Annotated in this window: 10 protein-coding genes; all 10 read right to left on the bottom strand. The window is 34.2% G+C overall.

Going from position 1 to position 12869, the window contains the following annotated elements; translation table 11 throughout:
- Window positions 1-217: 217 nt before the first annotated feature.
- The gene (locus HUJ21_RS19290) at window positions 218-1279 is read right to left on the bottom strand and encodes a glycosyltransferase (protein WP_291372157.1); all 1062 of its coding nucleotides are present in this window, start codon (window positions 1277-1279) and stop codon (window positions 218-220) included.
- Window positions 1280-1726: 447 nt separating this feature from the next.
- Window positions 1727-2734, bottom strand: coding sequence for a hypothetical protein (locus tag HUJ21_RS19285; protein ID WP_291372156.1), 1008 nt, complete (start codon window positions 2732-2734; stop codon window positions 1727-1729).
- Between the two features lie 9 nt (window positions 2735-2743).
- Entirely contained in the window at window positions 2744-4054 is a 1311-nt protein-coding gene (locus HUJ21_RS19280) for a glycosyltransferase (RefSeq protein WP_291372155.1), read from the bottom strand.
- Between the two features lie 16 nt (window positions 4055-4070).
- Window positions 4071-5324: a hypothetical protein gene (locus HUJ21_RS19275; protein ID WP_291372154.1), complete on the bottom strand. Its 1254-nt coding sequence runs from the start codon at window positions 5322-5324 to the stop codon at window positions 4071-4073.
- A 6-nt stretch (window positions 5325-5330) separates the two neighbouring features.
- A complete protein-coding gene (locus HUJ21_RS19270) occupies window positions 5331-5987 on the bottom strand; it encodes a CatB-related O-acetyltransferase (protein WP_291372153.1) in 657 nt (218 codons plus the stop codon).
- Window positions 5984-7354, bottom strand: a complete 1371-nt coding sequence (locus HUJ21_RS19265) for an oligosaccharide flippase family protein (protein ID WP_291372152.1) — start codon at window positions 7352-7354, stop codon at window positions 5984-5986. Before HUJ21_RS19265 ends, HUJ21_RS19270 begins: the two co-directional genes overlap by 4 nt.
- A 36-nt stretch (window positions 7355-7390) precedes the next feature.
- Window positions 7391-9763, bottom strand: coding sequence for a polysaccharide biosynthesis tyrosine autokinase (locus tag HUJ21_RS19260; protein WP_291372151.1), 2373 nt, complete (start codon window positions 9761-9763; stop codon window positions 7391-7393).
- A gap of 12 nt (window positions 9764-9775) precedes the next feature.
- Window positions 9776-10573 carry a polysaccharide biosynthesis/export family protein gene (locus tag HUJ21_RS19255; protein ID WP_291372150.1) on the bottom strand — a complete coding sequence of 266 codons (798 nt, stop codon included), beginning with the start codon at window positions 10571-10573 and terminating at the stop codon, window positions 9776-9778.
- Window positions 10574-10980: 407 nt separating this feature from the next.
- Entirely contained in the window at window positions 10981-11562 is a 582-nt protein-coding gene (locus HUJ21_RS19250) for a sugar transferase (RefSeq protein WP_291372149.1), read from the bottom strand.
- Window positions 11563-12035: 473 nt separating this feature from the next.
- A complete protein-coding gene (locus tag HUJ21_RS19245; protein ID WP_291372148.1) occupies window positions 12036-12728 on the bottom strand; it encodes a sugar transferase in 693 nt (230 codons plus the stop codon).
- Window positions 12729-12869 lie beyond the last annotated feature (141 nt).

The raw sequence follows: 12869 nt of genomic DNA, 5'->3' as shown, positions 1-12869 counted from the left end.
AACCTAACTTTCAAATTGATTAGAGTCATTTCCTAATTCATTTAAAATTTAGGAGTAGTAAATATCAGGCAATTTAAATAACTAAAGGTTAATTTATTGCAAAAACCATATTTGGAATCGAATATTAACATAAAATATCTTTTCATTACAAATATAAATTATTATTCCTTAAATATCCAATATAAGATTAAAAGACTCTTTTTAAAATAGCCGTTAACTATTTATAACTATTGTATACATTAGAAAAAACATTTTTCAGTCGCGCTCCGAATATTTCTGCATTGAATTTACTATGGTATACAGCAGTTGCATTTTCACCCATATGCTTCATTTTCGCCTTGTCATTCATTAGTAATTTGACAGCATTTACCCATCCTGAAACATCACCCATATCAACAAAGATACCGAACCCTTCTTTCTCAACATCAAGATTTAAATTTTTATTTTTTGTAATGATCGTCGGCTTACCAAGTGCCACAACATCCTGAATACTTGTCATCCCCTGGCATCCTTCATTTCTTGAATCATATTTTAAGGGTATGAGTATTACACTTGAATTTAAATAATAATTCATTAGTTCACTATAAGGGATGAATTCGGAATGAATAGTAACATTATGGGGAATTTCATCTACAATGGGAATTGATTTGGGCGTACAAAAGATTTTAAGTTTATAATCCAATTGCTTAAAGGCTTCAATCAAAGTTTCATAGTCACGTGAAGTATGTCCTGCACTGATTAGGTACCTATCACTCATTGAATTCTTACCTATGAAATTACTATAAAAATTCCGATCTGGACCCCATTGGGCAGTAAAAATCCTTTTAGAGGAAATTTCACGTCGAATTCCAAGCTTTTCTATAGCCTGCTTCATTAGATTATCACTTAAATAAATACTGGCATCATAAGTAAGTAACAATTTTTTTGAAATCCACTTCACCCACGAATTATCATAATTTGTACCTAAAAAGGGACTATGTATGGTAACAACAATAGGTTTCCGGTAAATTCTAAATAGCTTTAATACTAACAATAATTTGGTATTTTGGGTGCTATAGGGAGCATACAATATATCATATTTGGAGGATGAAAACAAAATTCTAATTTGTTGATCCAAATGAGTGATCCCAAACAAGCCTCCAAGCTTGTTGAGCCATTTAAATTTTTCATGAGGAAAAATAACCATATTGATTTGACTGATTTTTTCAAGCTCAATCTTACCCCAAACATGGTGACTACCACTCTTCCCTTCTCTCCAAAGCTGGTAAGCATTCTCCATGGAATAACTATTAATCAATAAAACCCTCATTATAAAATAATTAATAATAATATAACTAACACCTTCAAATAGCGACAAAAATCAACAGAATATTTTCTGCTTTAATAAATAGCTTTTAATGTATATACATAATAATTAATAACCTTAATAGTAAATTAATTGTTCAATAAAATACTAGCAAAAATAATTGCATTAAAATAAAATTATCTATCGGAAAGACATTAAAACCAAAATAAGTCCATTAAATACTTGAACGTATAAATTGAAAAATAAGGATATTAATAATTTTTGAATGAAATAATCACACTTCTTTAACTAATCCTTTTTATTAAATAAATACTTAAACAAATCATTACTTTGGGCGCTTAACAGCGGAAAAATTATGTTTTACTTAATTAACATAAAAACATCATATAGACAATATTTCATTAAGAAAAATAAATTCAATCAAAGTTCTAAAAGAATGGAATCTAGTTTTTCTATAAATTTCTTCCAATTATTTTCTTCATAAAAAGCTTGCCTTTCGGATTCAAGCCTGTATCCATCCTGATCAATTGTTTTAATTATTGAAGGAATCTGATTAAAGTCTTCATACGTGTTTACAAAACTTAGGTGATTTAGATCCTTAAATGCGCCATGATTGGGACCTAAAATCATACTCCCCATTCTTATTGAATCTATTAAGGACCCTGAACTTATCACAGTATCGGAATTATAGGTAAACAAAATGAACCTGGATTCCTGGGCAAACCTATATATTTCTTCAAAATCGAGAACCGCATTATAAAATTCAATGTTTTCGCCTAAAAGACCCTCAATTTCAGCCAGGTACTTCCGGTCAAAACATTTACCTGCAATTTTTACTTTAAATTGCCTGTCTGAAGATAAAGTTGAATTAAAATTTAAAAATTTATCGATACCCTTGTATTTGTAAACACTACCCCAAATTAAAAAATCTGTTGTTTTTTCCACATTAAGCAGCGGAAACAACTCCCTGATAGGGTGCATAATAACCATTACCTTACTAGCCTGATCTGGATAGACTTCCTTGACGAAAGATTTTCCTGATTCTGAGTGAGTTATTATTTTGTCTGATCTTTTCATCATCAAATCAAAAACCTTCTTTACTAACTTATTGTCATTTTGATGATGAGAACCCTTGTTGTGTAATACCCACACAATTTTCTTTTTGAAAACCCGAACAAACCATAAAAAAAGAACAAATCCGGCCACCTGAAAACGTCCCAACATCTTCTGAGGCAAGGTTTCTATCCAGTTAAATATAAAAATGTCGGTCGAAAAAAAGTAAATATAAAGGTTAAGAATACCTAAACCTGAAGCATTTTTATTTACAATCCTGTGCCTTTTAGCAAGTTCTCTGTGAAAATCAAAAATATATGGATTAGGAGACTTATAATATTTATTGTGCTTTGGATATAAAAAAATATTTTTCATTATAATTTATTATTCTATAACAGATATCAATGCTTTTCTAAAATCGTTTCTGACTTTAAATGCTTCATGTTTATCCTTAGCTAAAAGTATGGCCGACTTACCATAACGTTCCCGCTCCTCTGGACAATCAAGTAATTTCTCTACTGAATTTACCAACTCTTCAATATCTTCATTTTTGACAACTTTGGCCCAATGATACTTTTCAGCATAATTTACAAGGGCTGTATCTCCAGGAGCAAAAATAAGAATTGGTGTCCCACTAATCATGTACTCAGATGCTTTGGTAGGCATTGAATATTTAATAAATTTAACCGCTTTTTCCGAAAAATCATAAGGCAAATACAAAATATCAGCCTCTCCAAATTTTTCAGGAAGTTCCTCATAAGGAACAAATGGTCGGTGTATTATACACTTAAATTTATTCATCCATTTCTTCTTTTCAGCCACTTGCAAAATAAACTGAATAGAACGGCCTGATTTTTTATTGATTATAGAAATAGTTTCTGCAAGAAGTTTCAAAGATTTCTCAATACCTAGTCCCATTCTTCCTGCATATAATATTTTAGGATATTCACCATTTATCTCCCAATTTGACTTTTGACCCTTTTTCCAAAAATCAAAATCTATAGGATTGTGGAAAGCTTTAAATTGAATATTATACCTTCTGAGATATTCCACTTCCATTAACTCACTAATTCCCAAATGTAAATCTGAAACTTCAAGCAGTTTTTTAAACTCTTTGTCCACCACCTTTTCCCAATATTTACCAAAAATACTTTCACCTCTTACAAATTCAGGCCAATCATCCATCATGTGAAAAACCATTGGTTTGTTGGTGTACTGTTTTACTCTGGAGCAAAACTTCACCCTGTTTCTTCCATGAGCTTGAGCATAAATTATATCAGGTTGGTATTCATCCAGCCAATTGCAAAATTCCTCCGATAAATCAAGTTTGTAAATAGTCTCCATTAAACCTAACCACTTGAGAGAAGGTTCGATATAATTGATTAAAACCCTGGATCGCAGTTTGGATTTTTTTGGAACAATCTCCTGGACCGAATGATTTTGAAAATCAAGCAAACCTGAAGTGTATTTTCTTTTAATCATATTAAAAGGAAATTTCCAGGTCATTTCCTTCTCCCCTAATTGATAATAGGTGTCGCAAATATCAGTATCTATATTGGTATTAATTAACCCTGGGAGACTGGCCACAGCCAATTTGTTTTTGGGCCAACCTTTGAATAAATTACCCAAAGTAATACCACCTCCTGTATTATTGGTGAAGGGTTGAATCAAAATAAGAATCTTTGGAAAGTCCATTATCTATAATTGGAAATTAATTTAAAAACGCCTTTTTAATGGTATCATCGGATAAATATCGCATATCCTTGGAATATCCAATACCTACACAAATCCAAAACAAAATATAATTCACTGAAAACAAGAAAACGTTCATAGGATATAAACTCAAAATCCAAAGAACTATCCAAATACCTGCAGCTTTTGATAATAAATTTTTAGAATAAAAAAATGCTTTAAAAGCGGCAGGAATAGATATCAAAAGAATCAAAAAAAGCAGGACTCCTCCTCCTTTCAAAATCATATTCAGATAGTCTGTCTCAATCATTGTCCTGTATCCGGTAGTATCATTTATGTCTATATTAGGACACCAATACTTCCCATTGATACCTCTACCTATGATCCAGTCTTGCAATTCAAAATCTCTTATAAAGGCTGCTTCTACACCCTCTCGAGTGTTTATAGTATTACGTTCTTCAATTTTTTCAAAAAAGCTAAACCGGAGTTTTTCATAAATTTGACCAGCAAATACAGATGCCACCAATAAAAAAACGGCAAAGATCATACTTATTAAAACCTTTCGATTTGAATAGATATATAAGACTACCATAAAAATAAGTAGATAGACCATCGAAACTACCATGATGGATCTCCTAGCCCGGTATGCAGATATACCAAGCATCAAAAGGAGCGCCAAAAGAACAAGAATATTCTTTGTCTTGCTGTGATAGATATAAGTAAACAATAAAAACCCCAAAGGCAGCCCAAAATTTCTTGTAAATCCTTCAAAAATAAATTTTTCATTTACATTTGAATCGTAATGAGCTGTGACTTCTTCAAGAAATATCAAATTGAATATAATAAAAGCAATGGCCATAAAGGAAACAACCACGAATAACTTTTTATAGAAATAAAGATTTTTAGGGAAAAAGAGAAAAATTGGGAAAAAGTATTTAAAAACTCCTCCAAAAATAACCGATTTGGTATTCGCATAAGTAAATTCAAAACCATAAAAGGTGATAAAGAATATCCATAAGAAATAAATCACCAATGTAATGCCGAGAAACTTATTATTTACCTTAAACTGGACAATATTATAGCTGGTATAAAACAATCCAATAAGCGCCAGGGATTGAAAAAACTGCTCAACGATAAATAAACTATTAATAAATGTACTACCAAGACCTGAACTAAAACTATAGATGAGTACGGAAAACCAAAATAACTTATAATTGAAATTTAGCTCATTTATATACTTTTGATAATTGGCAGCGTATTCGATGGTATTCATATTCGCTTAAACCTCTTTTACAAATTTTTCAACATCGAAAAACATTTCTTCAACCTTTTTTAAGGTCGTTTCGTCTCCGTCCCACCACTTTGATTTCAATAAAGAATCTATTGTTTTTTCATCAAAACGATATTTAATGATTTTTATCGGGCAACCAACAGCAACAGCATAAGGCGGGATATCTTTACTCACCACGGCACCTGCACCAATAACTGCACCATCCCCGATTTTGACACCATCAAGGATAGTGACATTTGCGCCTATAAAAACATCATTCCCAATGGTTACAGGAATTAACTCTTTAACTTTGGTCTTTTTACAATAAGTAAAACCTACCTGTCGATTGGTAGAATAAAAGACAGGCGAAGTCGATATACCATCAATAGGATGAACTCCCCAACCACTAACCAAATTAGGTCCTATAGAGCAAAATTTCCCAATTGTCGTATTGTAGATTCTTGCATTTAAGGATATATAAGTGCCTTTATCTACACGGGTATTGGTTAATACATGGTATTTAAAAATTCTGGCCTGCGGATGAATATGGCTATTGTGCATATTACTTCCCAGAATTTCCCAATAAACTTTTTCATTTTTAGCCGAAATCTTAAAAAGGAAATAAAGGTTAGATATAAAATTCCATATGGGTTTAAAAAAACTCATTCGTTCCAAATATTTTTTGCCGTTTTATTTAAAATCTTATGTGTTTGAATAGAAAATACAATCCCCATGATACCAAATATCAAGGTACTGGTCATGGTTATGCCCACCAAACCAAACCATCTGCCCAAAAGTATGGCCAAAGGAATATTTATTATGGCAGTAAAGGTAACCAAATACAGTTGTAACTTAATTTTACCAATTCCATTCAAGAAGAAAACATGCATGGTTTGCCAAATGGCCACGATTACATAGAGGCACATAGCCACTGAAAGTTCAAATGGAACATCCACTGAATCGCCAACCCAAATCCGATACAAAAATGGTGAAGCAAATAAGATGCCTATTGAGCCAAGAATGGCCAAAAACCAGAATTTCCTCATCTTAGCAAGCGTTTGCTTGATCCAGTCAAACTCCTCCCTAACATATGCATCGGTGAAGGCACTCCACATCGGAGTCACCACTATGCCAAAACCCATTGTGACAATATTGAAAAGTTTAAAGGCGATATTAAATGGAGTCACTTCTTCCGGACCAAAAAGTTGGGTTATAATTACATTGTTTGTACTGAAAAGTACCAACGCGCCTATTTGAATTACAAAAAACTTAGCGCCCAGGGACATTAAATCTTTGGCCAGACTAAAATCTACCTGGCGAAAAGACGGTGCATAACGTTTATAATCCTGAGTATAAAACCAAACACTAGAACAGGTCAACACCAAAACAGGGGTAAAACTCAGTGCGGCCCCCAGATAAATTAAATTGCCCTCTGTGGTTTTTGTGAGGATAAAAATGACCAAAAGAGAAAACAAACTTCCTAAAAAATTAAAAAAAGAAGCCTTCGCCGGTTCCTGGTTAGCCGTCAACACCGTTGTAATCAACTTGAGCACAAACTGCATGCAAAAAAAGGAAAACACTATAAGCGCCACAACACCCAGCTCATCTCCTAAAGCTTCGGAAGTATTCAAGATACTGGCCCAATTCAAAAAGGGGTTTATCCCCATAAATAAAACCAGTACGCCACCTATGATTAGGCTAAGAATAGCATAGGTGGTACTAACGTACTTTTTTGCCAGCACAAATTCCTCCTTAGCAATACTTTCAGCCAATTTATTCCTTAAGCCATGACCAAATCCAATATCAAAAAACCCAAACCAAGCCACCATGGAACTCAGCGTAAGCCAGATACCATAACTAGTTGGATTTACATAATTAATTGTCAATGGAACAAGTATCAGACCTATCGCAATACTGCCGCCTTTAATAATAAAAGAAGCCAGGATATTTTTTTTGGCCTTAACGCTTCTTTTATGTCCCTTATTTATTGCTTTATTAATAAATAAATAAAGCGAAGCAAATTGATTACTCATTCAAAAAAGATTTCTTTATTACTGTATAAAAATGATCTATATTTTTTTCGCCATCTTTTTATAAACCGTACGCTTTTTCTTTTTGATATCCCCAGTTTGATAATAATCGTAGCCATAACTCAATTTTGTCTTGGCATCATTTAGCACAATGACGGGATTTTTGAGTTTTTTCTCCTTCTTATTTTCATTCATGAAATCAATCATATCAGAAGTGGTATAATTGTACCTCATGATATAGGTGGTAATATCTGAAAATTTGGATAAGGAAAATGCATCTGCTACCTGACCCACCGGAGCAGAATCAATGATAATGACATCATACCTGTCCTTTAATTGATCAAGAAAATATCCTACTTTAGGCAAAAGCATCAACTCTGAAGGGTTTTCGGGAAGGGTACCACATCCAAGAATGTCGAGATTTTCGGGAAGTTTATCACTTTTAACTATTAAATCTGAAATCGTCAGGGAATCATTTTGTAAATAATCAGAAATACCAATTTCTCCCATCATTCCCAGATATTCCAACAACAGTGGTTTTCTCAAGTCAAATTCCAAAATTACCACCTTCTTGTCAGCAAGACTCATGCTTACTCCCAAATTTAGGGAAAAGAAGGTTTTGCCTTCACCACTTGTGCTGGAGGTAACCAACACCACTTTTTTGTCCTTATTGGGTAAGGCAAATTGAAGATTGGTCCTGATTAACCTGAATTGCTCTGCCACAGGTGTCCTTACTCCTTTTGAAATAGCAATGGGAGCTTTATCATCATGATGAGAAACCTCTCCCAAAATAGAAATATTTGTTTTGGAGGTCACATCTTTCCTAACCTTTATTTTTGTATTGAGTTGATAATAAATAAATACCAAACCCAATGGACCTCCAAATCCAAGAAAAAATGCAAATCCCAGGATCAGTATTTTGTTTGGCTTAGTGGGATTGCTTCCAGCCATGGCAGGATCTATTATTCTGGAGTTGCTGACAGTTGTAGCAGCCAAAGACATAGCGGCTTCCTCTCTTTTTTTAACCAGGTATTGGTAATGTTCCTGTTTGATGGCCTGCTGTCTGTTTATTTCCAATAACCTTCTTTCAATTTCAGGAACTTTCCCACTTTGTATCTCCAACTCCGTAGTCCTTGCCAAAAGATTGTTTCGGGCAATCTCTACACTGGATTTAATGTTTTTAATGTTTTCCAATATGTTTCTTCGGACGGTACGCAGTTGCTGGTCTTTTTCCAAAACCAGGGGATTACCTGGCTGAGTAGTCCGGAGCATCCTTTCCCTATCCCTGTGTAAATCATTAAATTGGGTGATATAGGACTTCAGGGTTTGATCCTGAATATTAAAAGAACTTGGAACAGCCTGATATTCTTCCTGTTGATCCATCAAATAATTTTCAATCGAAGACAAAACGTCCAATTGAATAGAATATTCAGCCAATTGCTCCTTTCCCTCGTTAAAGCTTGCAGCATATAGTTCAGCGTCGGAACTCAACTCCGTAATTTTATTTTCTTTTTTATAGTTTTCTGCCAGTGATTCTATTTTCAACAAATCATTGGTAACAGAATCTAACTGTTCATTAATAAAATCAATGGTGTTTCTTGCTGTTTGGTTTTTATTCAGCATGGCCTCTCTGTTGTAGGCTTCAATGAGACTGTTCAACACCAAAATACCTTTTTGAGGAACGGGATCCGTAAACCCTAAACGTAACACGCTTGCCAGTTTATTGACAATCAAAACTTCTAACTTTCCACTATATCTGCCAGGAAGGGAATAGGGATTATTGAAATTGATAATAACCGTACTTGGATATTCAATTTCTTTTACCTGCTCTATATAAAATTCGCCAAAAGGAAAAGCAAGCTTTTCCCCAAACTGATGATTGGAAGTCTTTTCTTCTTCATCCTCCAGTTGGAAGTTTTCTTCATCCAGAATATGAACTTTATATTTGGTCAGCATTTCCTTGTCAAAAAATGCCGCAGAATCGTACCTTTCAAGATGAACTTTAATCGGAAGCTGAGCCCCGAAAATTTCTTTATCCCTGAAATAATTGTCCTTTACGAAATAAGATACATTAAGATCTAGTTTTTTAATGGCTTCAGCCATTAAACTAACTGATTTCAATACCTCCGCTTCATCTTCTATTTTTTTAACAGATTGATAGGTTTCCAATTCTGAATAGACGGCATTCTGAGAAAAATCAGAACTTTTATTGCCGTTGATCAGAATAGTCGCCCCAACGGGATATTCGGGTGTTGCGTACTGTAAATATAGGTAAGCCAGGCTAAGGCAAAAAAGTAAACCCAGAACATACAAATACCAAAATTTTAGGTATTGCATAATCAGGTGTTTGTAATCTGTTTTTTCAACCTCTCTCGGTTGAAAATCATCCATTAACATATCGGACATTTTCATAATATTATAATCTTATTCCAGGTAGAAACGTAAATTGAACAGAAGGGAAACCCCTACCGAAACCAATAATCCCATCACTGCTAATGAACGTTGGTTGGTACTCGCCTGAACAGCTTTAATTTTATCAGGTTCAACGTAAATCACATCATTTTGATGCAACATGAAATATCTGGAGTTTAAAATGGATTTATCATTAAGATTTAATCTTACCGCTTTTCTTACACCATCTTCGTCTCTAATAATTAATACGTTCTCACGCTTTCCATACTCAGTCATGTCTCCTGCAAGACCCAAAGCCTCCAAAATAGTAATCCTGTCGGTCTCCAATGTGAAGGTATTGGGATTAGATACTTCTCCTATCACAGTTATCTTGAAATTGAGATATTGAACATTAACAATTGGATCTTTAACATATTCCTCCAATCGCTGTGCCATTTTCTCAATGGCTTCTTCCTTCGTCAAGCCTTCCAAAACGATCATTCCCAACACCGGGAAATTAACTTGCCCATTTTTATCCACCAGATAACCCTCGTTTATAGGGACTGCTGCATTCATCATTCTTCCATCATCCGAAGAGGACATTACTCCTGCATTAAACAATAGATTTGATTCAGCATTTAAACTGCTTACCGTAATTTTCAACAAATCGCCCTTTTGAATCTTAGGTTCTGGAAAATCGGGGATCTCAGTAGAAAAATCAGAACCGGCTTCAATATCACTAAAATAAACCAGATTCCTTTTTGCACAACCAACAAGGCCGAAAAACAAAACAATCAAAACCAAGCTGTTAAATAAAGTATTTTTTTTCATAAAATATAAAGACTGTTACATCAATTTTACTCACCGTACTTATAGCAGGCGAAAAAGCTAAACAATTATTCTTAAAACCTTAAACCGTCAATGACACCGCAAATTACTTAATTATCAGAACAATAAGAACTTTGGTGAATATTTTTAATATAATGTACAATTCCTGAAAAAGAATGGTAAATGAATCTACCCTTCAATACGTAAAGGCAAACAAGCTTAACATCCATAATTCCATTTAAACGAGGGTTTTGGTGCAATATCCATGTAAATTCGATCATCTGCAGCAAACATCGCACCAAATACAATTATATGCATTGATTAAGGGAAATTTACAGGGATCAAAAATGGTTTTTGATCCCTTAACCTGCTGTTTTTTTTATTTTGATAAACTTACTTTTCAGCTTAAATCAATAAGCCTTCTCGTTTTTGGTCAATAAAGAAATAGCTGTTTCAATCACAATTTTGATATCAAAAATTAAACACCACTTTTTTACATAGAAAAAATCCAACCTGAACCTAGAGTATAGCTCCTGGAAGGAAGAAATCTCTCCTCTTAATCCCTTGCACTGCGCCAAGCCGGTAATACCCGGTTTCACCTGATGCCGCTGCATGAAATTTTCAATTTCCTTGGCAAATTCCAGGTTCATGGGTACTGCATGTGGCCTGGGACCTACAATCGACATCTCTCCCAGGATCACATTAAAAATCTGAGGTAATTCATCCAAACTCGTTTTCCTTAAAAACTTGCCGATTTTTGTTATCCTGGCATCATTCTGAGTGGCTTGCCTGGTGTCTGCTTCCTTATTTTTCACCATTGTCCTGAATTTGTAGCAATAAAACTTTTTATTACCCCTTCCGTGACGTAACTGTTTGAAAAAAACCGGACCTTTGGAATCCCATTTGATCAATAGTGCCACGATAGGAAATAACCAGGAAACAATAAAAACCATTGTGAAAAGAGAAATTACCAAATCAAAAGTTCTTTTCATTGCTCTTTTCCTCAAATTATCATTTTGACCATACAAATTGATAATTTTAACGCGCTGCTGCTGTTTAACAAAATTTTCCGTTTTTCCGGAACGGCCAAGTTTTTGGCCTATCAAAACATCTTCCATCTCTAACAATCTTTACATTCAACTTCAAAACCAAACTACTTGTTTAAAAAACATTTTTATATATCTGAAATACATTTTTACAAATATATAATTACTTTCAGCAGCACGCAAGACTTTGGAGAAATATTTTTAATTAAAATTCGTTTTTTTGTATTTAAAATCCGTTTTTATAGTATTAAAACAGTTACTCGAGGTAGGGATGCGTCATAAAACGCTATCTGGTAGTTGAAAATCCAAACCTGGGGATTGCATCAATCGAGCGACTTAAAAGATGGCAAGATCACTTTTAAAAACCAAAAACCTCATTGGACGCGATCATTGCATGTTCAATCTAAAAAGAAAAATGTTTAATAGGCTTTACCGTTTTTGAAAAGGATGGTCGAAAGTGTCCAGAAAACAATTTTCAGGTCCAAAAACAGACAGTACTTTTTGATGTAAAAGTGATCCAGCCTTACCCTTCCATAAATGTCAAAGTGATCAATTATCTCCCCTCTGAACCCCCTGGATTGAGCAAGTCCTGTGATACCAGGCTTTACCACATGGCGAAACATGTAATTATTGATTTCGTTGGAAAAGACGTGGTTCATCGGTACCGCATGTGGCCTTGGGCCGATAAGAGACATATCCCCTAACAGCACGTTAAACACCTGCGGAATTTCATCCAAACTTGACTTCCTCAAAAACCTCCCCACGCGAGTAACCCTTTTGTCGTTTTTTGAAGCTTGCAGGAGGTCCGACTCTGTATTTGTCTTCATCGTCCTGAATTTGTAGCACCAAAAAGCCTTGTTTCCTTTCCCATGTCTCAATTGCTTGAAAAGAATGGGTCCTTTAGAATCTATACGGATTATTAATGCGATAATGGGAAATGCCCATGATAAAATAAAAACCACAAACAAAACAGAAACTGTCAGGTCAATGAAACTTTTAACCAGCAATTTTTGGGGATCTGTAAGGTAAACGGCTCCTTCAGGGGTAATGTATCCGCTAAGCCTTCTGGATAAAAAATCAGGCTCCTTTTCCTTACGTAAAAACTTTTCCATTGTCGTAATTGAGATAACCCCCGATAAAACTATAAATCGTTTTAATGTATGCAAAATACATTTTAGCAAATATATTCAGCTAAGTTCACAATTACAAATTATCTGGGCTAAATTCTTTACGGGGATTAAAACTAATATTGA

It is taken from the genome of Cyclobacterium sp. (genome assembly GCF_014762705.1).
In the GTDB taxonomy this organism is placed as follows: Bacteria; Bacteroidota; Bacteroidia; order Cytophagales; family Cyclobacteriaceae; genus Cyclobacterium.
The sequence above is the reverse complement of the archived record's forward strand: the minus strand, read 5'-3'. Positions and strand labels throughout refer to the sequence as shown.

Excerpts from the sequence above, each read along its gene's own strand:
- HUJ21_RS19290 (WP_291372157.1), bottom strand. The coding sequence starts at position 1,279 with ATGGAGAATGCTTACCAGCTTTGGAGAGAAGGGAAGAGTGGTAGTCAC.
- HUJ21_RS19285 (WP_291372156.1), bottom strand. The coding sequence starts at position 2,734 with ATGAAAAATATTTTTTTATATCCAAAGCACAATAAATATTATAAGTCT.
- HUJ21_RS19280 (WP_291372155.1), bottom strand. The coding sequence starts at position 4,054 with ATGGACTTTCCAAAGATTCTTATTTTGATTCAACCCTTCACCAATAAT.
- HUJ21_RS19275 (WP_291372154.1), bottom strand. The coding sequence starts at position 5,324 with ATGAATACCATCGAATACGCTGCCAATTATCAAAAGTATATAAATGAG.
- HUJ21_RS19270 (WP_291372153.1), bottom strand. The coding sequence starts at position 5,987 with ATGAGTTTTTTTAAACCCATATGGAATTTTATATCTAACCTTTATTTC.
- HUJ21_RS19265 (WP_291372152.1), bottom strand. The coding sequence starts at position 7,354 with ATGAGTAATCAATTTGCTTCGCTTTATTTATTTATTAATAAAGCAATA.
- HUJ21_RS19260 (WP_291372151.1), bottom strand. The coding sequence starts at position 9,763 with ATGAAAATGTCCGATATGTTAATGGATGATTTTCAACCGAGAGAGGTT.
- HUJ21_RS19255 (WP_291372150.1), bottom strand. The coding sequence starts at position 10,573 with ATGAAAAAAAATACTTTATTTAACAGCTTGGTTTTGATTGTTTTGTTT.
- HUJ21_RS19250 (WP_291372149.1), bottom strand. The coding sequence starts at position 11,562 with ATGAAAAGAACTTTTGATTTGGTAATTTCTCTTTTCACAATGGTTTTT.
- HUJ21_RS19245 (WP_291372148.1), bottom strand. The coding sequence starts at position 12,728 with ATGGAAAAGTTTTTACGTAAGGAAAAGGAGCCTGATTTTTTATCCAGA.